At 66.5% G+C, this 26,930-nt stretch carries 4 protein-coding genes; all 4 read right to left on the bottom strand.

What is annotated here, in order from left to right; genetic code table 11:
- Window positions 1-8: 8 nt before the first annotated feature.
- The 4 genes from CR152_RS19160 to CR152_RS19175 are packed head-to-tail and all read right to left on the bottom strand — an operon-like array spanning window position 9 to window position 26,891.
- On the bottom strand, window positions 9-1,643 hold the full coding sequence (locus CR152_RS19160; protein WP_099877207.1) for a cyclic peptide export ABC transporter: 1,635 nt from the start codon (window positions 1,641-1,643) through the stop codon (window positions 9-11).
- The gene (locus tag CR152_RS19165) at window positions 1,640-5,482 is read right to left on the bottom strand and encodes a non-ribosomal peptide synthetase (RefSeq protein ID WP_167399920.1); all 3,843 of its coding nucleotides are present in this window, start codon (window positions 5,480-5,482) and stop codon (window positions 1,640-1,642) included. The genes CR152_RS19160 and CR152_RS19165 overlap by 4 nt, the downstream gene beginning before the upstream one ends.
- Window positions 5,483-5,493: 11 nt before the next feature.
- Complete coding sequence (locus CR152_RS19170; protein ID WP_099877211.1) at window positions 5,494-14,478, bottom strand: non-ribosomal peptide synthetase; 8,985 nt, start codon at window positions 14,476-14,478, stop codon at window positions 5,494-5,496.
- On the bottom strand, window positions 14,475-26,891 hold the full coding sequence (locus CR152_RS19175) for a non-ribosomal peptide synthetase (protein ID WP_099877214.1): 12,417 nt from the start codon (window positions 26,889-26,891) through the stop codon (window positions 14,475-14,477). The genes CR152_RS19170 and CR152_RS19175 overlap by 4 nt, the downstream gene beginning before the upstream one ends.
- Window positions 26,892-26,930 lie beyond the last annotated feature (39 nt).

Consider the following 26,930-nt stretch of genomic DNA (forward strand, 5'->3'; position numbering starts at 1 on the left):
TTCCTTGTTCAGGCGGCGCATGCGTCGCGCCGCTCGGGTACATGCAGGTGGCCGTCTTCAAGTTTGATGACCCGGTCCGCGGCCGAAAAATAGGCATCGTCATGGCTGATGACGAGGATGGTCTTGCCGCGCGCTTTGAGCTCGGGCAGCAGTTCAGTGTAGAAGACGCGCTTGAACACAGGGTCCTGGTCGGCGGCCCATTCGTCGAACAGGTAGACCGGCCGGTCTTCGAGGTAGGCGGCAACCAGGGCCAGGCGCTTGCGCTGGCCGGTCGACAGATTGGTGGTCGAAAAACGGCCGTCCTCTATCTTGACCTTGTGCTGCAGGCCGAGCGCCTTGACGTAATGTAGCGCGTGCTGATGGCGCGCCGCACCCGCTATTCCCGGCAGTTGTTCGAATAGGTGGAAGTCGGCGAAGACGGCCGAGAAGTGCTGGCGGTAAGCCTCGCGGTTGCTGTCCGTGACATCAATGCCGTTCAGCGCCACCGCTCCCGCTTCGGGCGCGTACAGCCCAAGCAGCAGCATGGCCAGCGTGGTCTTGCCGCTGCCGTTGCCACCCACGATGAAGATGAGTTCACCCTGGGCGATGCGCAAGTCCATGGGGCCCAGCATGAAGCTGCCGTCGCCGCTTTCACCCGGGTAGCGGTGGCAAACACCTTTCAGTTCGATCGACAGCGGCGCGCTTGTGTCGAAGGCGCGCGCGGCATCCCCGGCGGCTTCGGACGGGACGAGTTCCTGGTCGAGCTGGCGGATCTTGGCGAGCGAAAAACCGGCCTGGCGCAGGGTCGGCAGGGCGGTCATCAGATCGATAATCGGCCGGATCAGGAACAGCAGCGTGATGGTGAATCCGCTCAGGGTTTCGGCGGGCAGGCGCAGCCAGTGCGGTATCACGAACAGCAAAACGCCGATGTTAAGGTAGAACAGCAGCGTGCCGATGTTGGCGACAATGGCGTAGCCGCGCATGCCCCGCACGAACCGCTGCCTGAATTCGGCGGCTCCGGGCGCCAGCACGCCACTGACGAAATCCCTGCCACGCTCGGTGTTGAGCTGCAGCTCGCGCGCCCCTTCGATCAGGCTGCGGAAGTGCTGGTACAGCACGTCCTTCTGTTCGCGCACTTTGGCCAGGTGGGCCAGCGGGCGCCGTTCCGCCATGTGAAAGCCGAGCAGGCCCACGCTCAGGAACGCGGCCAGCATCAATAGCATCGGCCAGGACAGCCAGGCCATGTAGGCCAGGCCGCCGCTGACGACGATGGCGTTGATGAACAGGACGGGAATGAACTCGAACGCGTTGGTGAAGGTGTTGACATCGTCGGTGAGAATGACCAGCAGGCGGTGCTTGCCGAGGGTTTGTTGGCGATGCACGGACGTGGCCAGCAGCTTGGTGCTCAGGTCAAGGCGCAGCCGGTAGATGGCGCCCTGGGTCAGGTGCAGCAGGGAGATCTCGGCGACGAGTTTGGAAACGAGCATCAGCAGGCACAGGCCGAAGAAGGCAAGGCCAAACTCCCAAAGGCGGTCCGGCGCGTTGATGCCCTTGTTGATGACGGCCACCAGCGCCGCGCCGCTCAGGCCCGCGATCGCTCCTGCGATAGTGGCGAGCAGGAGCAGTTGGCGCGACTGGCGGTAAAGGTAGGAAAGCAAATTCATGCGGCAAGATCCCGTCTGGATGCGCGCAAGGCGGCGTTAAAGGTGGCGCTGAAGGCGGGGTGGTGCAGGATGTCGTCATGGTCGCCCGGCACATGCACGTGATGCGCGGCGGCCACGCTGTGGCGTGCCCAGTGCATTGGAAGGTCAGGCTGCCCGGCCAGGGTCGCCTCGGCCCACCACAGATGCAGTTCGGCCGACACGGTGGGCGGCGCGAAAGAGGCGACCCACTGGCGCGCATGTTCCATGGCGTCGAGCGTGGCGGCAACGATGGCCGCCGACGACTTCAGGGCCATGTTATGCGCGGGGCACCATTCGTCGAACGCGCGGCGCAGTTGCGCCATTTTGCCCATGCCCGCATCCAGTGCGCTCAGTGCGGCGAGCGCGCCGTGCGCGCTCGCCAGCCGGCGGCAGCTTTCGTCGGTCAATTCCTGCGCTACCAGTTGCAGCAGTTCGTCGTTGCTCAAACCCTCGTCGCCCGGGTCGAAGCTGCTGTCGACAATGGCCAGCATGCCGACGCAATCGCCTCCTTGCTCGATCACGCTGGCCATTTCCAGGGCCAGCAGCCCGCCCATCGACCAGCCGCACAGGAAATAGGGGCCGTGCGGCTGCACGCTTTTCACCTGGCCCAGGTAGCGCTGCGCGAGGTGTGCCAGGCTTGCCTGTTCCGGACCCACGCCATGCGGCAGGACGATGCCGTAAGCGGCCTGGCCCTCCGGCAGCGACGCGATCAGAGGGGCGTAGTGCTGCACGTCGCCGGCTGGGCGGTGCAGGAAGAACACGGGCGGATGATGCCCATCGCCGCTACGCAGCGGCAGCAGCGAGGACGCATCCGATGACGGTGCAAGCTGCGCCGCCAGCGAGCGGATGGTCGGATTGCGGAACACTGCGCCGACAGGGATGTCGCTTCCCATGGTGGACTTAATAAGATGCACCAGCCGTACGACCAGCAGCGAGTGGCCGCCCAGGGCAAAGAAGTCGTCGTCGGCTCCAGGCGCCTCGCAGTCCAGCAGCTGTTGCCACAACTGGGCCAGTTGGCGCTCGGAGGGTGTGGTGGGGGCCGCATAGGGCGGGCGCTGGTGGCTGGCGCGCAGGGCCAGCAGGGCCTTGGCGTCAACCTTGCCGTTGGCGTTGCGCGGCAGGCTGGCCAGCACCTGGATATCGGCCGGTATCATGTAGTCCGGAAGCCGCAGCGCAAGTGCGGTGCGCAGCGCGGCAAGGTCGGTCTTGTTGCGCGTTTCGATGAAGCCGCGCAGCAGCGTTGCGCCGTCGCGCGTCTCGGCAAGCGCCATCGCCAGCGAGGCGCCGCTGGCATCGCGCAGCGCCGATTCGATTTCACCAAGCTCGATCCGGTAGCCGCGTACTTTGACCTGCGCATCGGCGCGGCCGGCGAATATCAGCGTGCCATTCTGGTCAAGGTAGCCGATATCGCCGCTGCGGTACAGCCGCTCGCCGTCCAGCAGTGGGTGCGAGGCGGTGATGAATTTCTCCGCGCTCAGTTCTGGACGATCCGCATAGCCGGGACTCAGACCCGGACCGGCAATGTGGATCTCGCCCAGCATGCCGCGCGCGGCCGGCGCACCATCGTCATCGAGCACGTAGACCCGGGTGTGCGCAATGGCGCGGCCGATGGCCACCGGCTCCTGCAACAGCGCCACGCTGCACCAGACCGATGCCTCGGTAGGGCCGTATTCGTTATACAGCCGCGCCTGGGGCCAGGCGCGGTGGTGAGCCTGCACCAGCGCGGGCGGGCATGTTTCACCGGCCACGATGACGGTCGACAGCGCCGCTGGCGGGGTCCCGGGCTGCTCAAGCAGCAGGGCGTACAGCGAGGGCAGGGCCAGCATGTGCGTGACCGCGCCGGAGCGGATGATGTGTGCAAGGCGGGCCGGATCCTTTTGATCGTCCTGGCTGCAGATCACCAGCGTGCCGCCTTGCGCCAGGCTCCAGAACAGGCCTGCGATTGAACTGTCGAACGCAAATGAGGACAGCAGCAGGAATTTGCGCACCGGATCGGGGTAGTAGGCCACCCTTGCGGCCAGCGAATGCAAGGCGTTGGCGTGGGTGATCTGCACACCCTTTGGCTGGCCGGTGCTGCCGGAGGTGTAGATCAGATAGGCGCAGTCCTGCCTTGCGCCAGGAGCGACTGGTACGTCAACCGGCGCTGACGCAGGCAAGGTATCGATGACAAGGGCGCGCGCTTGCAGGTGCGGCGCCAACGTCGCCAGCAGCGAACTGTGGGTGATGATGACCGGTGCGTGGCAATCTTCGAGGATGAATTGCACGCGCTGCGCCGGATAGCCGGGATCGACCGGAACGTAGCAGGCGCCCGCCTTGAAAATGGCCAGCATGGCGACCACCGCGTCAATGTCGCGCGGCAGCAGGTGCACGACCCTGGACTGCGGCGCCAAGCCACGCGCCAGCAAATGCTTGGCCAACACCGTCGAGCGCTCATCGAGTTCGCGGTAACTCAGTTGGCCGCTCGCGCCTTCGACGGCCGGCAGGTCCGCATGCGCGGACACTTGCTCGCTGAAGCACTGCGCCAGGGAGCCGAGCGCATTGATGGCGTCATAGCGTTGCTGCTGATCGGCGCCGAGCGGCAGGGAGCCGCTTAGTTCGCGGGCCAGTAGCTGCTGTTCGCGCGGGCTGCATGCCGACAGTTCGCGCAAGGGGCGGACGGGCTGGCGGCATGCGCTGTCGAGCAGGGTTGCCAGCTGATCGCTCAGCAATGCCACGGCGGCGTTGTCATACAGCGCCCGGTTGACATGCCAGCACAGGCCGGAGTCGCTGGTCTCCAGCAAAATTTGGAACGGTGCGGCCGGGGCGCACACGCGCTCGACGCGCCATCCCGCCTGCGCCAGGGCAGGGCAGGCCGGTGCAATCCATCGGAAGCCAAGCGCGAAGGGCTGGTCGAACAGGTCGGCGGGATAGCTGTCGCGCCACTCCGCCAGCAGTGCGCACTGGCGTTCCAGTTCGCCGCACAAGCCGGCAAAGTCCAGCGCGTCCAGACGGCCGGCCGCCAGTGGCAAGGCTTCGCCGTACAATCCAAGCGCGTCGGCCGTGGCGTCGCTGCGCTGCTGCGCATCGAAGCCGATGGTCAGACGCTCGGCGCCGCTGTGCTGGTGGCACAGCGCGATCCAGGCGGCCAGCAGCACCAGTTCGGGCGCCTGGCCGTTCTCGCGCGCATAGTCCTTCCAGCGCTGTTCGATGGCCGGATCGAGCGCGCACGGGACCATATCATGCTCGATCACGGCGGCGGCGGCCCCGGGCCGCAGCGGCAGCGCTTGCGACGACAGGGCCTGGTTGCGAAGCGGCTCCCACAGCGGATGCGGATCGTTCTGGCTTTCCAGCAGCTCGCCGCGCCACGCCGCATAGTCGGCGTATTGAAGCGCCACATCGGCGAGCGGGCCGCCCTGGTAGACGTCAAGCCAGTCGCGCGCCAACGCCATCATGCTGGCCGAATCGGCCTGAAACGCGGGCAGCCGCAGGCACAGACGCAGCGTGCCGTCGGCACCGGGTGTCATCTGTACTCCGGGACCCTGGTCATCCGGGTCGAGCCAGGGCATCTCCCCTGAAGGCGCGATGATTTGCATCGGCAGCGCCATGCCCGGCAACTGCTGGTATGCGGTGCGCAGGATTTCGTGGCGCGCCACGACCTGGGCCAGGCTGGCGCGCAGGCGGGGCAGATCGACCGGAGCATCGATGCGCAGCCACAGGCTGGCCTGCGGGACGGCGGTGGCGCCGTACGCCTGCTGCCATCGCCACTGGCTGGCCTGCTGGGGCGACAGGGCATAGCCTTCAAGGACGCCGTCCACAGGTGCCGAAAAATAGGGAGAGTTCAATGAAGTTCCTTTCAAAGCGTGACAGGCTTGCGGCGTACGCTGCCGAGCGTGGGGCGGGACGCCGCCTGTGATTGATGCAAGTTCCGCAGTACGCCCTGGACCAGCTGTTCGCACACCTGGCCAACCTGAAGCTGCTCGCCGCTGACCATCAGGTGCAGGGTGGCCGCGAACAGCGCATCGAGCTGCGCGATGGCGGCGGCATCGTAGCGCTTGCGCGCGTAGTCGTAGACTATCGTGTAGCTCTCGCCATCGGGAATCACATTGATGAGCAGGTCCAGTTCCGTATCGTGCGGCTCCAGCTCAAGTTCTTCCACGGCCAGTGCGCCCAGCACCAGGTCGCGCTGCGGTATGTTCTGGAGTATCAGCTTGATCTGGAAAAAAGGCGTCCGGTCCGAATCGCGTTGCGGCAGAAGGTCGGCCACCAGCGCCTCGAACGGCAGGTCCTGATGCTGGTAGGAGTCGAGCGCGATACGGCGGCAGTCGGCCACCAGGCTCGCGATGGTCTGCTCTCCGTTCAGGCGGCAGCGCAGCACCAGCTGATTGACGAAAAAGCCCACCATGGCTTCCGTTTCGCCATGATGGCGATTGGCGACATCGGTTCCGATCACCACGTCGCTGCTGCCCGTTTGCTGGTGCAGCAGCACGTTCAGCGCTGCATACAGCACCATGAAGGGCGATGCGTTATGGCGTTCGGAAAACTGACGCAGGCCGTGCGACAGCGCGGCTGGCAGCGCGCCGCGGTGGCGTCCCGCCTCCGCTCCTGGCGCTGCGGTGAAACCTGGAAGCGACAGCGGACCGGGCGCATTCTCGAGCTGCGAACGCCAGTAGTCCAGCTGCTGTTGCCATGCAGGGCCGGGCAGGTGGCTGCGTTGCCACTGCGCGTAGTCGGCATACTGCAGCGCCTGGGCCATGAGCTCAGGGTCGGCGCCTGCGCACAACGCACGGTAGGCGTCAGCCAGGTCGTTCACCAGCAGTGCCAGCGACCAGCCGTCGGCCGCGATGTGGTGGAGCGCGACCGACAGATACGCCTCGGTGTCGTCCGCCAGCAGCAGTTCGGCACGCAGCAGGGGCGCACGGGCCAGGTCGAAGCCCTGTTCCAGGCCGCTGCGGATGACCTGTTCAATGCTTGCGCGCGGCATGCCGCGGCAGTCCCTTACCGGTAGTTCGAAGCGCTCCGCGGCCGCGATGCGCAAGCGGGGCACGCCATCGATGCTGACGAAGGCGGTACGCAGGACTTCATGGCGCGCCACCAGCAGCTCGAAGCTGCGGCGCAGGGCCTCGGCGTCGAGCTTTCCTGTCAGGCGCAATGCAAACGGCAGGTTCAGCATGCCGCTTCCCGGTGCCAGCTGCTCCAGGAACCACAAGCGCTGCTGCGCAAACGACAGCGGAAGTACCGCATCGCGCGATGCTGCCGCAATCGGCGGCAGGACCGCGCCGGCGCGCGTGGCGGCCAGCGTGTCGAGCACGCCCGCCAATGCCGACAGCGTCGGGTGGTCGAATACCGCGCGCAGCGGCAGGTTGACGGAGAACCCGGCACGGATGCGCGACGCCAGCTGCGTCGCCAGCAGCGAATGGCCGCCCAGCGCGAAGAAATTGTCGTGCATGCCGACCTGCTCGACCTTCAGCAGGTTTGACCATATCGCCGCCAGGCGCACTTCGCTGTCGCTGCGCGGCGCGATGAGCGGGACGGCGGCGTCCACCTGGCCCGGTACGGGAACCAGGCGGGCCAGCGCGATGCGGTCAAGCTTGCCGTTGGCGTTCAAAGGCATGTGTTCCAGGCTGACGAACACCTGGGGCGCCATGTAGGCGGGCAGCACTTCCTCAACGAATTCGCGCAGATCGGCGCTATCGGCCGTGGCGCCATGTTTGGCCTGCCAGAACGCCACCAGCCGCTGTCCGCCGTCGGCGGCGGGCAGGGCCAGTACCGCAGTCGTGCCAACCGCCGGGTGCTGCATCAATCGGCTTTCGATCTCGCCCAGCTCAATCCGATGCCCCTGCACCTTGACTTGCTGATCGCGGCGGCCGAGAAATTCGATGGCGCCATCGGCGCGGTAGCGTCCCAGGTCGCCGGTCCTGTAGAAGCGGGCACCGGGTTCGAACGGGTGCGCTACGAACACGGCGTCGGTGCGCTGCGGATCGTTCAGGTAGCCGCGTCCGACGCCAGCGCCGGAGGTGCAGATTTCGCCCGGCACGCCAATCGGCACCATGCGCATCTCCGAATCGAGCACGAAGAGCTGGTTGTTGGCGGTGGGCCGGCCAACCGGCATGTGCACGCAGTCGGCTTGCGGCGCAGTGTCGATGGCGTGGAAGGCGATGTTGTCGGCACATTCGGCCGGGCCGTACAGATTCATGAGCGGCACCGCCGGGTAGCGTTCCAGCCAGCGCGTGCACAGAACTGGAGGCAGCGCTTCGCCGATCGACATCAGCCAGCGCAGCGTGGACAGGCGCGCCGGGTGGACGTCGCTATCGAGCATCGCGCGCAGCATCGATGGAACGATTTCAAGCAGTGTGATGCCATCGTCGTCGATGGCCTGCATCAAACGTTGCGGGTCGTGCGCGACCGCGTCGGGCAGGATGTGCACCGTTGCCCCGAGCAGTGGCGCCGCCAGGAACTGCCAGACCGAGATGTCAAACGCGGGCGACGCCGTTTGCGCCAGGCGGTCATGCTCGCCAAGCCCGATGGCTGGCAGCTTTCCGAAGATATTATTGAGCATGCCGCGCTGCTCCACCATCGCCCCTTTCGGCTTCCCGGTGGATCCCGAGGTGAAGATGACATAGGCCAGGTTGCCGGGTGCGCTGGCCGCCAGGGGCGGCGACGCGTCGCCGTGGTGCGCACAAGCGCGCGCGTCGAGGCAGACAGGCGCCCTGTCGGTCATTGCCAGTACCTGGTCGGCCAGGGCCGCGCCGTCGCCGGCAACGAGCAGCAGCGGCGCGCCGCTCAAGCCGAGCAGCTCGGCCAGACGACGCGGCGGGTGGCTCACGTCGAGCGGCTGGAAGGCGGCGCCGGCTTTCAGGACGCCGATCATCATGGCCAGCAGATCGAGACCGCGTTCGGCCATCAGCGCGACGATGGTGTCGGCCTGCGCTCCGCGAGCCAGCAAGGTGTGGGCGATACGGTTGGAGCGCTGGTCGAGCTCCGCGTAGCTGAGCGAGTGGCCCGAGCACACAGCCGCAATGCGCTCGGGGTGGTGCGACGCGGCCTGCGAGAACAGCTCGGCATAGCTGCGATGGAGCGGGAAGTCGTGGGCACTGCTGTTCCATGCCGCCATTGCCTGCTGTTCGGCGAGCGGCAGCATGCCGAGTTTGCCGATGGCGCTTTCCGGGCATGCGATCATTTGCGAAAGCAGTTCGCGCAGATGCCCCATCATGCGGTCCATGGTGGCGGCGCCAAAGCGCGCCAGCTGGTAGGAAATGCGCAGGCCCAAACGTTCACCCGGCATCGCCATGACCGTGATGGGGTAGTTGGTATGGCTGCGGTCATGCAGCATGTCGATGTTGGCATCGAGCGCGCCGGCCGCTTCCTGCGCGCCGAATGGCGCATTCTCGAACACGACCAGCGTGTCGAACAGCGAGCGTCCGCGTTCGACCGCGCTGCAGCCCTGGATGTCCACCAGGGGCGTGTGTTCGAAGTCGCGCAGTTCCAGGTTGTGGGCCAGCAGTTGCCGCAGCCAGTCGGCCAGCGGCTGTTCGTCGGGGATCGCCACGCGTAGCGGCAGGGTGTTGATGAACAAGCCAACCATCTCCTCGGCGCCCTGCAGATCGGCTGGACGTCCGGCGACGGTGACGCCGAACAGCACTTCGGGCGCGCCGCTGTAGCGCGCCAGCAGCAGCGCCCATGCGCCCTGGACCCAGGTATTCGGCGTGAGCTGGTGCTGCTGGCAAAGCTGCTGCATGCGCCGGGTCTGGTCGACGCTGAGGAGGGCGTCGACGTCGGCGCAGCCGCGCGTCGCACCGGCCGGTTCCGGCGCGGCGACAGGAAGGCTGGTCGGTTCGGTGAAGCCGGCCAGTTCGTTCGTCCAGAATGCAGCGGCCGATGCGCCATCCTGGGCGGCCAGCCACGCAATATAGTCGCGGTACGGGCGCACCGGCCCCAGCGCGGCTGGCTCGCCGCGCAACGCGGCCCGGTACAGGCCAAGCAGGTCTTCCATCACCAGCCCGAACGACCAGCCGTCGCTGAGAATGTGATGGTAGCTGCGCGCGAGTTCGAATTGATTGTCCGCGAGCTGGAACACGCGCAGGAAGGTAAGGGGAGCGCGCGCCAGGTCGAAGCCGCGCATCGATTCGGCGGCCAGTTCGGATTCCAGTTGGCGTGACTGTGCATCGGCGTCCAGCATGCGCAGGTCATGCCATGCGAACGATGGCGCCAGCTCGCGCTGCACGTACTGCACCGGCGCCAGGTCGCCCTGCCACCAGAAAGCGGTACGCAGGATCGGATGGCGGGCCAGCAATTGGCTCCATGCGGTTTCCAGCGCCGCGCGGTCGAGATGACCTTCCCAGCGATAGCGCTGCTGGACCAGGTACACGCCGCTGTCGGGCGCCATCAGCGTATGCAGCAGCATGCCGTGCTGGGTGGGAGCCAGCGGATAGACGTCTTCCACGACGTTCCAGTCCAGCGGCAAGCTGGCCGCGTCCACGCACAGTGGAAATTCGGACGAGTCGGGGCGCGCTTGCGGGTCTTCGCACAGGGACGCCAGTTCAAGCAGACGGCCGACCATGCGCTCGCCTTTGCCGGTCAGTGGCCCCTGGCAGTCGAGTACCAGTTGTCCGTGGTTTACGCTGGCGCTGATGTGCAAGGCGTGGCCGCTGGCAGGGGCGCGGCTGGCGGCCAGTGTGGTCTCGAGGATGGCGTACGGTTCGCGGTGCGAGCCCCAGTCTCCGGTGAAGGCGACGCCGATTTGCGGCGCGGGCAAGGCAAGGAGCGGCTCTTTCAGATAGCTGTTGTCGGACAAATAGCGAAGCACGCCGTAGTCGCGTTGCGCGCTTGCGAGCTGCGTTTCGATGGCGCGCAGCTGTTCCAGCGGGCTCGATTCGGCAGCCATGCGCAGAAAGCATGGGACGTTGTGGGACAGTGCGCCGGCGATGCGCTGATCGCCTGGCCTGCCCGCGGGCAGGTCGATCAGCACGATCTCGCCCGCGAATTCGGCGGTCAGCGCCATCGCGATCAGCGTTGGCCAGCCGAGGTGCATGCGTTGGCGCAGGCGTTCCAGCTGCGCCGTCTGGCCGGTGGTCAGCGTGTACGCTGCCGGTTGGGATACGGCCGATGGGACGTCGACGCGCGCTACGTCGGTCTCGGCGAAACCGAGCCAGTGCTCCCATGCGTCATCGAGGTCGTCTCCATGGGCATGGCTATCCTGCTGCGCCGCCCACTCGGCGAAGTCGAGCTTCGATGGCGACAATGCCAGCGGCCGCTCGAAAGCGGCCTGCGACAGGGCGAGGTTCAGGTCCTCAAGCAGGACGGGCCACGATTCTTCGTCCGCCATCAATCCGGGGGCGGCCAGCAGCAGGGCCTGCGATGTTCCCGTATCCAGCAGCCAGGCCTGGAGACCGGCAACCGGGGCGGCCAAAGCGGCGAGGGCGCTTGCGTCGTCGAGCATGGCTGGCGCTACCTGCCGTTGCTGAACCGCTGCTGCTGTTGCGGCCAGGCTTTGGCGCCACTCGCCGCGCGCATCCTGGGCAATCTGCAGTTGGAGGCATTGATGGCGAGCGCACAGCGCCGCAAGCGCCACCTTCAGATGCTCCAGCGTTACCGGGCGTTCCAGGGCGATGCAACGCCAGGTGGCGGGAGGGACGCCATGTTCAAGGCGCGCGCGCTGGCCCGCGGAAAGCGGCAGTGCCCGGGTAGGCTCAGGTGCCGCGTCGGGCAAGCCCGATGATAAATGCGCGCTCAGTTGCGCCACGCTCCGGTGCGCGAACAGCTGCTTGGGTGTGATCTTGATGCCGTTCTGATTTGCCCTCGCAATGATTTGCAGGCTCAGGATGGAATCGCCGCCCAGCTCAAAGAAGTCGTCGTCGATGCCGATCTGGTCGCGTTTCAACACGTTCTGCCAGATGTCCGCCAGCGTTGCTTCCAGGTCGTTACGCGGCGCGATATGCTGGCGGGCCGACGACGCGCGGCTGTCCGGCAACGGCAATGCGCGCGTATCCGGCTTGCCGTTGGCGGTGAGGGGAATCGCGTCGAGCTGGATGAAGGTGGACGGGATCATGTGTTCCGGCAGGCGCGCCGCAAGGTCGCTGCGCAGTTTGTCGGACGACAGGGAGCCATTGGCGACGACATACGCCAGCAGGCGGGGGCCCTGGTCCGGCACTTCCGCAAGGCGCGCAAGCACCTGTACGATATGCGGCGACAGCTGCCGGATCTGCGCTTCGACTTCACCGAGTTCCACGCGATGGCCGCGGATCTTGACCTGGCTGTCCACGCGTCCAATGAATGCCAGCTCGCCATTGGCCAGCCAGCGTACGCGGTCGCCGGTGCGGTACATGCGCCGGGCGCCGCCGGCAAACGGATCGGCAACGAAGCGCTCCGCCGTCAATGCGGGCGCGCCCAGGTAACCCGTGGCAAGCGCTTCTCCGCCTATGTACAGCTCTCCCGGAATACCCATGCCGACCGGCTTGCGCTCGTCGTCCAGTACATACAGGCGACGGTTGGGAAGCGGTTTGCCGAGCGGGATGGCGGCATCGAAGGCATGGCCGTCGAGCCGGTTGACGATGGCGCCCACCGTGCTTTCGGTCGGGCCGTAGTGGTTGAAGATGCGCAGCGCTGGCGCCAGCGCGGCGATTTGACCCAGAAGTGCCGATTCGAACGCCTCGCCTCCGAAGACCAGCGTGTGGCGGGGAAGCAGATCGGCCGATGCATGCGCCGCCAGCAGGCCGCGCAGATGGCTCGGCGTGATTTTAAGGACGTCAACCTGCTCGCGCCGCATGAAGGCCGCCAGGGCGGCTGGCTGGAATGCGGTGTCTTCGTCGACCAGAACCAGCGTGCCGCCGCCGCACAGGGCGCCGAACAGCTGCGTGTGGCCAAGGTCGGCCGCGATGGTCGACACCAGCGCGAAGCGGCTTGCCGGTGGCAGGGCCAGCGTGTGCAGCACCCCATGGACATAATCGACGATGGCGCGGTGCGGCAGCAAGACACCTTTGGGCTGGCCGGTGGAGCCGGACGTGTAGATCAGGTAGGCCGCATGGTCCGGATGCAGTGATGCGATTTGCGGCCGGACGTCGTGCCCGGTGATCGATGCGAGACGGATGGTGGCGAGTGGCGTCGGCGGGTTCCAGTCATCCTGGCAGATGACGTAGCGCGCGCCGCTGTCGGCCAGCAGGCCGGCCAGGCGGGCCGGCGGCTGTTTCAAGTCGAGCGGAAGGTAGCAGCCGCCAGCCTTGAGCGTGGCGAGCATCGCAACGACGAATTGCGGCGAGCGCTCCAGCGCAATCGCCACGACCTCCCCGGCTTCAAGACCCAAACCGAGAACATGGTTCGCCAGCCGGTTTGCTTGCGACTCAAGTTCCGCATAACTGATCGTCCCTGCGGGACTCGTCACGGCCGCCTGTTGCGGCGCTACGTCGGCATGGCGCTCGAACAGCTGGTGCAGGCAGCATGCCGGCGCGTCCAGCGGCGTTCCGGTTCCCCACGCGATCAGGCGATCCTGTTCGATGGCATCGGCGCGGGCCAGCTCCTGGACCGGGGTGAGGGCATGGGCGGGCATGGCGCGCAACTGCGCGTGCAAACGCGCGATCATGGCGCGCACTTCGGTCTCGCCGAGGCGGGAGCGGTCGTAGCTGAGCGTGAGCTCCAGCCGTTCACCCGGTGCGACGATCAGCGACAGCGGATAGTTGTTGCGGCCCTGGGTCAGTGTGACGCTGCCGGTGTCCGGCGCTTCATCGCCGGTGCTGAACGTCAGCCCGCCCGCGCCGCTGCCGAGCGCTTCATCGAGGGGGAAGTTTTCGAAGACGAGAATCGATTCAAACAGGCTTTGCCCGGATGCGATGGCACTGTAGTTGCGCAGTTTGGACAATGGCGTGTATTCAAACTGGCGCAGTTCGATGTTGGCGTCTTGAATGCGGCGCAGCCACTCGCCCAGAAGCGGGCGGTCGGACCAGCCAGTGCGCAGCGGCAGCGTATTGATGAACAGGCCGACCATGTCGTCGGACCCCTGCAAGGCATCCGGCCTGCCGCCCGAGGTCACGCCAAAAAGCACTTCTTCGCGTCCGGCGTAGCCGCCCAGGAGTAGCGCCCATGCGCCCTGTACAACCGTGTTGAGTGTGACCTGGAGCGTGCGCGCGAGCGCGGCGATGGCTTCTGTTTCCTGGTCAGAGAGCAGCAGATGCTGTTCGGCGCAGGGCGCGCCGGCCGGAACCTCACGGCTTGCCACCAATGCCGGCAATGGCGTCGGTTCGGTGAAGTCATGCAGCTGGCCGCGCCAGTAGGTTTCCGCAGCGCCGGCGTCCTGCTCCGCCAGCCATCCAATGTAGTCGTGATAGGCGCGCACGGGTGCCAGGGCAGGGCTGGCGCGGCGGCTCAGGGAACCATAGATATCCAGCCAGTCGCGCAGCGCAAGGCCAACGCTCCAGCCATCGAGCAGGATATGGTGGAAGGTCCACACCATGTGCCATCGCTGTTCGGCCATGCGTACCAGGCAAATGCGCATCAGCGGCGCCTCGTCGAACGCGAAGGCCGCGTTGCGCTGTTCGAGTTCCAGCGCGGACAGCGCCTGGCCGGCGTCCGCGCGGGTGCGCCAGTCCAGTTGCGTTAGCGGGAGCGGCAGTTCGGTGTGGACGACCTGAAAAGCGTCATCCAGGTCCTCCCACACGAAGCCGGTGCGTAGTACCGCATGGCGTGTCATCAGCTGGCGCCACGCATCGGCGAACACTGTGGCGTCGAGAGCTCCCTCGATGGCCAGGCTGACCTGCTGGTGGTACACGCGCGATGCCGGATCGTAGTTCTGATGAAACAGCAGTCCCTGTTGCAAGGGTGACAGGGAGTAGACGTTCTCGATATTCTTCATTTCAGTTTGCTGAGTAATTTGTTAAGTGTCTGCTGGTTCATGCCTTTGGCCATCGGGAAGTCCGACGGCGTAAAGGCGCCGCTGCTGTGCTGGCAGTGATCGATCAGCTGGCGCAGGCGCTTCATGAATCCGAGGAGAAGCTGCTGTTGTTTTTCCTGCCGCAGGCGCTGGCCGCTGAAGCGCCATTCGACCTGCAGTACGTCCTGCTGGATGGCGGCGACGATCTCCAGTTCGTGCGTGCGCTGGTTGGACGGCGCCTGCTCGAGCGGGGTTGCTTCCGTCGCCAACGACAGCATGGCGTTGCTGTCGCCGCCATCAATGCGGCCAAGGTAGTTGAACAGCACCGGGCTGCGAGGGCGCTTGCCAAGCTGGCCATTGTCGCCAGCCAGGTAGCGCAGCGCACCGTAGCCGAAGCCATGCTCGGGAATGGCGCGCATCTGCTCCTTCACGGCCTGGATGACCTGCGCATCCGCCGCACCGGTGGGCAGCGACAGGTGTACCGGGTACAGCGTGGTGAACCAGCCCACGGTCCGGCTCACGTCCAGGTCCGCGAACAAGGATTCGCGTCCGTGGCCTTCCAGGTCCAGCGTGATGCCGTCGGCACCGCTCCATTCGCACAGAGTTGCGGTGAGCGCGGCGAGCAGCAGGTCCTGGACCTGGGTGCGGTATGCCTGGTGCGTTTTGTGCAGCAGGTCGGCGGTGGAAGCGGCCGAGAGCTTCTCGAGCAGCGCAACCTGGTCGCGGCCACGATTGTCGCCGTCAGTGCTATCGACCGGCAGCGGCGTGGCGGCTGGCTGCGCCTCCCAGTAGCCACGCTGGGCCTGCGCCTGGGCCGCCGCGTAATGGCGCACGCGTTCAGCCCATTGGCGCAGCGAGCTGGTTTTGGCTGGCTGACTGGCCGGCCGGCCATACATGGTGGCGAAGTCTTCCAGCAGGATGCGCCATGAAACGGTATCGACCACCAGGTGATGCGCTGCCAGATACAGCCGCTGTTCTCCGCCGGGCAGGTGCAGCAGGACGGCGCACAGCAGCGGTCCGCGCGCCAGGTCCGCGCTGGCGGAAAAACCCGAGAGAGCGTGTGGAATCGATTCATTGGCGCCCACGGTACGTTCGCCAAAGGCATAGGCTTCGCGCGCGTCGCCGTATTGCTGGCTCCACTGACCGTGTTCGAAGGTGAATCGCAGGCGCAGGGCATCGTGTTGTTCAACAAGGCGGGTCAGCGTGGCGTGGATCAGGTCTGCCGTGAGCGGGGCATGTGGACGCAGCAGGACTGACTGGTCCCAGTGGACCTTGTCGGCCAGGTCCTGCTCGAAGAACCAGTGCTGGATCGGCATCAGCGGCACTGCGCCGGTCAGGATTCCCTGCTCCGCATCCAGGGCGGTTACCGTGCTGGCGACCAGTGCGAGTTCTCCGACCGTACGTTGCTGGAATAACTGACGTGGGGTGATGGCAATTCCCTGGCCACGAGCCTGCGCAATGAACTGCAGGCCGACGATGGAGTCGCCGCCGAGCGAGAAGAAATTGTCGCCCAAGCCGACGCGTTCCAGCTTGAGCAGGCCTTCGAGCAGCGTGCATAGCGTGCGCTCGGTAGGGGTGGACGGCGGCTGGAACGCGGCCTGCTGTTCGCTCCATGCGGGCGCCGGCAAAGCCTTGCGATCAGTCTTGCCGTTGCTGGTGAGCGGAAGGCGATCGAGCATGACGAAGGCGGCGGGCACCATGTAGGAGGGCAGCTGTTCGCGCAGCGCCAGGGCAAGCTCCCCTGCCTTTGGCGCGTGGCCTTGGGCCGGCACCACATAGGCGATCAGCTGGCCGTTGGCGACGATGGCCACCGCTTGCGCCACGCTGGCCAGGGTGGTCAGCTGGGTTTCGATCTCGCCCAGTTCGATGCGCAGGCCGCGCAGCTTGACCTGATGGTCGAAGCGGCCCAGGTAGGCGATGCTGCCATCGGCAAGGAAGCGGCAGCGGTCACCGGTTCTGTAAAGGCGAGCGCCATCCCGGAACGGATGGGCGACAAAGCGCTCGGCGTTCAATTCGGGGCGGTTCAGGTAGGCGCGCGCCAGCCCGGCGCCGCCGATATACAGTTCACCCACTGCGCCTTGCGGCAGCAGCTGCATCGCCTCGTCCAGCACATACAGCTGCAGGTTGGCGATCGGCTTGCCGATCGGGACGAAGCGCAGCGCGGACGCCGGATCGCAGTGCCAGACGCTGACGTCGATGGCCGCTTCGGTCGGGCCGTACAGGTTGATCAGCCGGGCCGGATGGGCCTTGCAGAAGCGCTGCTGCAAATCGTAAGGCAGCGCCTCGCCGCTGCAGAACACCTGGCGCAGGCTGGTGCACGCGGCCAGGCCCGGTTCGGCCACGAAGGCTTGCAGCATCGACGGCACGAAGTGCAGCGTGGTGATGCCAGCCTGGCGCACCAGTTCGGCCAGGTAGCCGCTGTCCTGGTGACCGCCCGGACGCGCCATGACCAGGCAGGCGCCGCTCATCAGCGGCCAGAAGAACTCCCACACCGACACGTCGAAGCTGTACGGCGTTTTTTGCAGCACGCGGTCTTGCGCGCCGATGGCGAAGCTGTCCTGCATCCAGTGCAGGCGGTTCATCAGCGCCGCGTGCTCGGTGAGCACGCCCTTGGGCTGGCCGGTCGAACCGGACGTGTAGATCACATAAGCCAGATCGGACGGCTGGCTGATCTCGGCCGGTGCCGACTGCGGGTAGGCGTCGAGCCAGGCCGCATCGAGGCAACGGGCCGCGACCGTTTTTGGCAGACGCTCGAGCAGGGCCGCCTGGGTCAGTACCAGCGGCGTTTTGGCGTCGTCGAGCATGAAAGCGATGCGCGCAGCCGGCAGTTCCGGGTCGAGCGGCAGGTAGGCCGCGCCGGCCTTGGCGATGCCTACGAGGGCCACGACCATGTCGACCGAGCGCTCCATGCACACGCCGACAATGCTCTCGCGTCCCACGCCCTCGGCGCGCAGCGCGTGCGCCAGGCGGTTGGCGCGCGCATGCAGCTGGACGTAGGTCAGCGTGACGCCTTCGTACAGCAGGGCAGGGGCGTCCGGGCTGGCGGCCAATTGGGCGTCGAGCGCGGCCACCAGGGTTTGCGGGCCCGGATAGGCCTTGGCCGTGTCGTTCCATTGCACCAGCTGGCGATCGCGCTCGGCCGGCTGCAGCAGGTCGACGGGGGCATTGGCGATGGCTTGGCGCAGCACGTGCTGCCACTGAGCCAGCCAGCGCTCCATGGTGTCGGCGTCGAACAGGGCGCTGCGATATTCGAGCATGACGCTCAGCGCCTTGCCGTCGTCATGCACTTCCCAGTTCTGGTCGAACTTGGCGACGCGGCTTTCGCTGCCGATTTCACGCAGCGTCAGGCCGGGCCAGCGGCTGTCGTCGAGCCGGGCGTTCTGCATCACGAACAGGACCTGGAACAACGGTGTCTGGGCCAGATTGCGGTCGTCGACGAGGGCATCGACTACCTGCTCGAACGGTACATCCTGGTTTTCCTGGGCCGCGAGGACCTGCTGGCGTACCTGTTCGAGCAGCTGTTCGAAAGCTTGGCCGATATCGGAACGGATGACCAGGGTATTGACGAAGCAGCCGATGAGGCCCTGAGTTTCGAGCAGGCCGCGGTTGGCGACCGGGGTACCGATGCGCACATCGCGCTGGCCGGCGTAGCGGCCCAGGGCGACCTTGAGGGCGGCCAGCAGCACCATGAACACGGTCGCTCCATGGGCGCCGGCATAGGCGCGCACGTCGTCGGCCAGCTGTTCCGGCAGGCGCAGGAAACATGCGCCGGCGTCCTCGCCCGGCTGGGCGGCGCGCGGCCGGTCGGTCGGCAGGTCGAGCACGTAGCTGCCGTCGCCCAGGGTGGTGCGCCAGTAGTCGAGCTGGGCTCGGTTGCGCGCCTGTTGGGCGCTGTCGCGCTGCCACAGGCTGTAGTCGACATACTGGATCGGCAGCGGCGCCAGTTCCTGCGCATGGTACGCGGCGGCCAGTTCATCGATCAGCAGCTGGACCGACCAGTCGTCGGCCACGCAGTGGTGCACGGTCAGCATCAGCAGGACCTGGTCGTGGCCTTCCCGCTGGAGCAGGCGCGCGCGCAGCAGGCGGTCATGCGCCAGGTCGAACGGCAGCTGCGCTTCGTGCGCGGCGGCGTTTTGCATTGCCTGTTCCCAGGCTGCGTCGCTGGCAGGTGCGGCCAGCTCCAGCGGCAGGGGCAGCGATGCGTCTTCGTCGATCAGCAGCACGGCGCCGGCGCCCTGTTCAGCGATGCGGCTGCGCAGGATTTCGTGGCGCGCCGATACCAGTTCCAGTGCCCGCTGCATGCGGGCAGGCTCGAAGCGGCCGCGCAGCTCGATGGCCGAACTGATGTTGTAGGCGGCCGCCGGCGCGAGCTGGCTCAGGAACCACAGGCGCTGCTGGGCGTACGACAGCGGCAGCACGGCAGGCCGGGGCTGAACGCCAATGGAAGGGGCGGAAGGTGCGCCCGCAGCACCGACAAGCGGAGCCAGTTGCGCGATGGTCGGGTTGGAGAACAGCTCGCGTAGCTGCGGTACAACGCTGAAGCGCTGGCGCATGCGCGCGAGCAGCACAGTCGCGAGCAGCGATTGGCCGCCAAGGTGAAAGAAATTGCTGTGCCGGCCTATCTGTTCCAGTGGAATGGACAGGACCTCCGACCATAACCGGGCCACTGCCTGTTCTGCGCTGCTTGCCGGTGGTTCGATGGTTGTCGAATCCTGCACCATGTCCGGCGCCGGCAACGCCTTGCGGTCGGTCTTGCCGTTGCTGGTGAGCGGAAGCCGGTCGAGCATGACGAAGGCGGTGGGCACCATATAGGAAGGCAGCTGCAGGCGCAGGGCCTGCGCGAGCTGTTCGGACGTTGGCACGTGGCCGGCGGCAGGAACAATATACGCGACCAGCTGTTCGCGGGAGACCATTGCTACCGCCTGCGCCACGTCGGCCAGGGCGGTGAGCTGGGTTTCGATTTCACCCAGTTCGATGCGCAGGCCGCGCAGCTTGACCTGATGGTCGAAGCGCCCCAGGTAGGCAATGCTGCCATCGGCCAGGAAGCGGCAGCGGTCGCCGGTCCGGTACAAGCGCGCGCCATCACGGAACGGATGGGCGACAAAGCGCTCGGCGTTCAATTCGGGGCGGTTCAGGTAGGCGCGCGCCAGTCCGGCGCCACCGATATACAGCTCGCCCACTGCGCCTTGCGGCAGCAGCTTCATCGTCTCGTCCAGCACATACAGCTGGAGGTTGGCGATCGGCTTGCCGATCGGGACGAAGCGCAGCGCGGACGCCGGATCGCAGCGCCACACGCTGACGTCAATGGCCGCTTCGGTCGGGCCGTACAGGTTGATCAGCCGGGCCGGATGGGCTTTGCAGAAGCGTTGCTGCAAATCGTAAGGCAGCCCCTCGCCGCTGCAGAACACCTGGCGCAGGCTGGTGCACGCGGCCAGGCCCGGTTCGGCCACGAAGGCTTGCAGCATCGACGGCACGAAGTGCAGGGTGGTGATGCCGGCCTGGCGCACCAGTTCGGCCAGGTAGCCGCTGTCCTGGTGGCCGCCCGGACGCGCCATGACCAAACAGGCGCCGCTCATCAGCGGCCAGAAGAACTCCCACACCGACACGTCGAAGCTGTACGGCGTTTTTTGCAGCACGCGGTCTTGCGCGCCGATGGCGAAGCTGTCCTGCATCCAGTGCAGGCGGTTCATCAGCGCCGCGTGCTCGGTGAGCACGCCCTTGGGCTGGCCGGTCGAACCGGACGTGTAGATCACATAGGCCAGGTCGGCAGGCTGGCTGATGTCGGCCGGTGCCGACTGCGGGTAGGCGTCGAGCCAGGCCGCATCGAGGCAACGGGCCGCGACCGTTTTTGGCAGACGCTCGAGCAGGGCCGCCTGGGTCAGTACTAGCGGCGTTTTGGCGTCGTCGAGCATGAAAGCGATGCGCGCAGCCGGCAGTTCCGGGTCGAGCGGCAGGTAGGCCGCGCCGGCCTTGGCGATGCCTACGAGGGCCACGACCATGTCGACCGAGCGCTCCATGCACACGCCGACAATGCTCTCGCGTCCCACGCCCTCGGCGCGCAGCGCGTGCGCCAGGCGGTTGGCGCGCGCATGCAGCTGGGCGTAGGTCAGCGTGACGCCTTCGTACAGCAGGGCAGGGGCGTCCGGGCTGGCGGCCAATTGGGCGTCGAGCGCGGCCACCAGGGTGTGCGGGCCCGGATAGGCCTTGGCCGTGTCGTTCCATTGCACCAGTTGGCGATCGCGCTCGGCCGGCGGCAGCTGGTCGACGGGGGCGTTGGCGATGGCTTGCCGCAGCACGTGCTGCCACTGGGCCAGCCAGCGCTCCATGGTGTCGGCGTCGAACAGGGCGCTACGGTATTCAAGCATGACGCTCAGCGCCTTGCCGTCGTCATGCACTTCCCAGTTCTGGTCGAACTTGGCGACGCGGCTTTCGCTGCCGATTTCACGCAGCGCCAGACCGGGCCAGCGGCTGTCGTCGAGCCGGGCGTTCTGCATCACGAACAGGACCTGGAACAACGGTGTCTGGGCCAAATTGCGGTCATCGACGAGGGCATCGACTACCTGCTCGAACGGCACATCCTGGTTTTCCTGGGCCGCGAGGACCTGCTGGCGTACCTGTTCCAGCAGTCCGGGGAACGCCTGGCCGATGTCGGAACGGATGACCAGTGTATTGACGAAGCAGCCGATCAGGCCCTGGGTTTCGAGCAGGCCGCGGTTGGCGACCGGCGTGCCGATGCACACATCGCGCTGGCCGGCGTAACGGCCCAGGGTGACCTTGAGGGCCGCCAGCAGCACCATGAACACGGTCGCGCCGTGGACGCCGGCATAGGCGCGCACGTCGTCGGCCAACTGTTCCGGCAGGCGCAGGAAGCATGCGCCGGCGTCCTCGCCCGGTTGTGCGGCGCGCGGCCGGTCGGTCGGCAGGTCAAGCACATAGCTGCCGTCGCCCAGGGTGGTGCGCCAGTAGTCGAGCTGGGCGCGGTTGCGTTCCTGCTGGGCGCTGTCGCGCTGCCACAGGCTGTAGTCGACATACTGAATCGGCAGCGGCGCCAGTTCCTGCGCATGGTAGGCGGCGGCCAGTTCGTCGACCAGCAGTTGCACCGACCAGTCGTCGGCCACGCAGTGGTGCACGGTCAGCATCAGCAGGACCTGGTCGTGGCCTTCGCGCTGGAGCAGGCGCGCGCGCAGCAGGCGGTCGTGCGCCAGGTCGAACGGCAGCTGCGCTTCGCGCGAGACGGCGGCTTGCATCGCCTGTTCCCAGGCTTCGTCGCTGGCAGGTGCGGCCAACTCCAGCGGCAGGGGCAGCGATGCGTCTTCGTCGATCAGCAGCACGGCGCCGGCGCCCTGTTCAACGATGCGGCTGCGCAGGATTTCGTGGCGCGCCGATACCAGTTCAAGTGCCCGCTGCATGCGGGCAGGCTCGAAGCGGCCGCGCAGCTCGATGGCCGAACTGATGTTGTAGGCGGCCGCCGGCGCGAGCTGGCTCAGGAACCACAGGCGCTGCTGGGCGTACGACAGCGGCAGCACGGCAGGCCGGGGCTGAACGCCAATGGAAGGGGCGGCAAGGGCGCTTGACGCGCCGACAAGCGGGGCCAGTTGCGCGATGGTCGGATTGGAGAACAGCTCGCGCAATGCCGGCACGACGCCAAATCGATCGCGCATGCGCGCCAGCACGACTGTGGCGAGCAGGGAGTGGCCGCCAAGGTGGAAGAAGTTGTCATGCCGGCCGACGCGTCCTTGCGGCAGGCGCAGCACGTCGGTCCAGATCGCGGCAATGGCCAGCTCCGTTTGGTCCTCGGGCATGACCGACGGCGCCGATGGCGCGAGCGCTTGCGCTTCCACGCTGCGCGGCTGACGGTCTCCCGCCACAAGCGCACGCTGGGGAGCGTCAAGCACTTCTTCGAGCAATGCTTCCAGCTGGGCCAGCAGACGCTGCGCCGTCGCTTTCTCGAACAGGGCACTTGCGTAGAGCAGTTCCAGGTCCACGGGGCCGTCGTGCGGGCAGGCGACGTGCAGATCGAGCTCGCATTCGGACTGGGCCAGCGGCGTGTCGAGCGCGCGCATCTCCAGGCCAGGGAGCGACACGCGCGACTCCATCGTCAACTGCTGGGCGACCATCACCTGGAACAGCGGCGCGTGTTCCACGCTGCGCGGCACGGCCAGGGCGTCGACCAACTGCTCAAACGGCAGGTCCTGATGGCGCTGCGCTTCGAACAAGGCGTCACCGACGCGCCGGGCGAGCGTCGAAAAGCTGGGGCGGTCGCTGAACTCCGTGCGGATGACAAGGTTATTGAGCAGAATGCCCAGCATCGATTCGGTTTCCGCGCGCTGGCGGTTCGACGCTGGCGTGCCGATCAGGATATCCGTCTCGCCGCTGAAACGGTGCAGCAGCGCGGCGAAGGCGGCGAAAACAAGGCTGAACGCGGATACCCGGGTTTCGCTGGCGTGCCGGTGCAGCCGCTGGGAGAGGGCCGGCGGCAGGCGTAGTGACAGGCTGCCGGACTCGTAGTTTTGAACGGATGGACGCGGGTGGTCATGCGGCAGATCGAGCACGTAGCGTGGCTGGCGGCCGTCGACAGGACCCAGGGCGGTGCGCCAGTAGGCGAGCTGGCGTTCCAGCTCCGGCCCTTGCAGGTGCGCGCGCTGCCACAGCGTGAAGTCGGCATATTGAATCGGAAGTACGTCCAGCTTTGGCTCGGTGCCAGTGCGGTAGGCGGCGTAGCAGGCTGTCAGTTCGCGCATGGCCAGCGTGGCCGACCAGGCGTCCGATACCAGATGGTGCAGCACCACCGCAAGGACGGTGCGCCGCTCGTCCAGGCGCAGCAACTGGGCGCGTAGCAGCGGAGGGCTGGCAAGGTCGAATGGCTGGCGGAAGAAGTCCTCGAGCCGCCCGGCCAGTTCGGCCTCGGGCAGGTCGATCAGCGGCAGCGCGAACGGCGCCGTCGGCGCAACATGCTGCCATGCCTCGCCGCCTTCACTGGCAAACCCGGTGCGCAGTACTTCATGGCGCGCAAGCAGGGATTCAAAGCTGCGAACCAGCATGCCGGCATCCAGTTCACCGGTCAGCTCCAGCGCGAAAGGAATGTTGAATAGACTGGTGCCGGGATTGAACTGCTCCAGGAACCACAGCCGCTGCTGGGCAAACGACAGCGGCAGGCGCGCGGGCCGCTGCTGCGCCACGATGGCGGGCAAGAGCGGCTGGCTGTTCTGGCGCGCCAGGGTGTCGTCGATGGCGCGCGCCAGTTGGGCGATGGTCGGGAATTCGAACACGGCGCGTAGCGGCAATTCGAGCTTGAATCCGGTGCGAATGCGGGAAATGACCTGGGTCGCGAGCAGCGAATGGCCGCCCAGCGAGAAGAAGCTGTCTTCGATGCCGAGGTCCGGCACCGCCAGCACGGCAGTCCAGATCGCGGCGAGCTGCTGTTCGGTCGAGGTGCGTGGCGCGACATGGCGGCGCTGCTGCTGGCTCAGGTCAGTGCGGCGTGCGCCTAGTGCTTTGCGGTCCACTTTGCCGTTCTGGTTCAGCGGCAGGCGTTCCAGTTCCACCAGCACGGCCGGTACCATATAGTGCGGCAGTTGCAGCGCCAGATGATCGCGCAGCGTGTTCGCATCGACCTCATGGCCTTCCTTGCGCGACCAGTAGGCGAGCAGCTGGGTTTCACCCCGGGCGTCCGCCTGGGGCACCACCGCCGCTTCATTGACCGCCTCATGCTGGGCCAGCCGGGATTCGATTTCGCCCAGTTCGATTCGGTAGCCGCGCACCTTGACCTGCTGGTCGCGGCGGCCGAGGAATTCAATGACGCCGTCGGCCCCATAGCGGCCCATGTCGCCGGTGCGATAGAAACGTGCGCCGGCCTCGAACGGGTGGGGAACGAAGGCGGCGAGGGTGCGCTCCGGATCGTTGAGGTAACCACGTCCGACGCCCACGCCGGCCACGCAGATTTCGCCGGGCACGCCAATCGGAACCGCGCGCAGTGCCGCGTCGAGAATGAACAAGCGGTTATTCGCGGTAGGCCGGCCGATGGGCATGGCCAGCATGGCGTCGTTCGGCGGTGTGCTAATGGCGTGGAAGGCCACATCGTCCGAGCATTCCGCCGGGCCGTAGGCATTCATGAACGGGATCGAAGGGAAGCGCTCGAACCAGCTGCGGCACACGCTTGGCGGAAGTGCTTCGCCGGTAGGCAGGACCCAGCGCAGCGATGCGAGCGTGCAGTCCGGCGGGCACACGTCCAGCATGCCGCGAATGACCGTCGGTACCGCTTCGATCAGGGTCAATGCCGAGGCGTCAATCGCTTTCAGAAGCAGGAATGGATCATGGGCGACGGCGTCGGGCAGGATATGCACGGTGCCGCCCACCAGCGGCGCCGCCAGGAACTGCCAGACCGAAATGTCGAATGCTGGCGATGCGGTTTGCGCAATGCGGTCGTTTTCGTCCATGCCGAGCGTCGGGACCTTGCCGAAAATATTATTCAGCATGCCGCGTTGTTCGACCATCGCGCCCTTCGGCTGGCCGGTGGAGCCGGACGTGAAAATGACGTAAGCCAGGTCGCCTGGGTTGCCAAGTGGCGCCAGTGCACTGTCGTCGCCGCGCAGCCAGATCGATTCGGCCAGCAGGGCAACGGGACGGTGCGGCGCGCCGCTCATGACCTGGTCCAGCAGCTTGCCGCTGGTTTCCGATGCGAGCAGCAGCGGCGCCCGGCTCAACGCAAGGATGTCGGCCAGGCGGCCGGGCGGGTGCAGCACATCGAGCGGCAGGTAGGCCGCGCCAGCTTTGAAGACCGCGATCATCATGGTCAGCAGCGGCAAGCCGCGTTCGGCCATCAGCGCCACCAGCGTGTCCGGCCCGGCGCCGGCCGTGCGCAGCGCACGCGCGATGCGGTTGGCGCGGCGATCGAGTTCCGCGTAGGTGAGCGAATCGGCGCCGCAGACAGCCGCAACGCGATCCGGATGCGCGGCCACGCGTCGGGCGAACAAGGATGCGTAGGTCTGGTCGAGCGGGAAGTCATGTTCGCTCGCGTTCCAGTCGCGCAGCAGCGTGTTGCGCTCGTCCGCGGTGAGCATTTCGATGGCGGAGAGCGGCGACTGGGGCTGGGCCAGCATGCCGAGCAGGAGCTCGCGCATATGCCCCAGCATGCGCGCCACCGCGTCGCTGGCGAAGCGGCGGGTGTCGTACGACAGGCGCATGCCGACACGCTCGCCCGGCAGCACCACGGCGGTGAGGCCATAGTGTGTGTGGACGCTATGGTCCATGCTGTCGAACTTCACCGCCAGCTCGCCGCGCAGGAGTTTTTCGTCGACCGGTGCGTTTTCGTAGACCAGGATGCTGTCGAACAGCGATTCGCCGCGCGCGAAGTCGCTCCAGCCCTGGATGTCCACCAGCGGCGTGTGTTCGAACTGCCGGATTTCCAGGTTATGCGCCTGCACTTGCTGCAGCCACGCCACGACCGGCTGGTCCTCCTCCACCGCGACCCGCAGCGGAAGGGTGTTGATGAACAATCCGATCATCTGCTCGACGCCCGCCAGGTCGGCTGGGCGGCCGGCCACGGTGACGCCGAACAGGACATCGCGGTTGCCGCTGTAGCGGCTTAACAAGAGCGCCCACACGCCCTGGAACAGCGTATTTGGCGTGATGCGGTGGGTCTGGCAAAAGCGTTCCAGGTCCTGGCTCTGCGCCTGGTCGAGGAACACGGTCAGGTCCTGGACCTGCACGGCCGAGGTGTATTGCTCGCCGCGCGCGCCCTGATCGACCGCCAGGCCGGTCGGTGCGTTCATGCCGGCCAGTTCACGCTGCCAGAATTGCTGCGCCTGTCCGCGGTCCTGCTTTTGCAGCCAGTCGATATAGTCGCGGTAGCGGCGTGGACGCGGCAGCTGGGGTGTGCGCCCTGCGACCAGTTCCGCGTAGGCGTTCATGCAATCGATCGTCACCAGCGAAATGCACCAGGCATCCATCAGGATGTGGTGGAAGCTGCGGATGAACTCATAGGATTCGTCGGCCAGGCGCACCAGCCGGAAACGGATCAGCGGCGGTTTACTCAGGTCGAAGCCGCGTTTTTGCTCGTCCGCCAGCACTTGCTGGATGAAGGCTTCCTGTTCGGCGTCGTCCTGCCCACGCAGGTCGAACTGTTCAACCGGCACGTCAACGTGCTGGTGGACGATCTGCATGGGCTGCTTTTGCGTTTTCCACAAAAAGCTGGTGCGCAGCGCGGGATGGGCTTGCACCACAAGCTGCCAGGCGCGCAGGAAGGCCTGGCCATCGATGGCACCGCCGATGCGATAGCGGTCCTGCATCAGGTACACACCGGAGTCGCCGTCGAGCAGGGTATGGAACAGCATACCTTGCTGCAGCGGCGAAAGCGGGTAGATGTCTTCGATATTGTGGGCGTTGACTGCGGTCATCCAGGAAATCCTTGTTCTGTTATTTGTAATCGGCGAGCG

The sequence above is a fragment of the Massilia violaceinigra genome (genome assembly GCF_002752675.1).
GTDB classification, from domain to species: domain Bacteria; phylum Pseudomonadota; class Gammaproteobacteria; order Burkholderiales; family Burkholderiaceae_D; genus Telluria_A; species Telluria_A violaceinigra.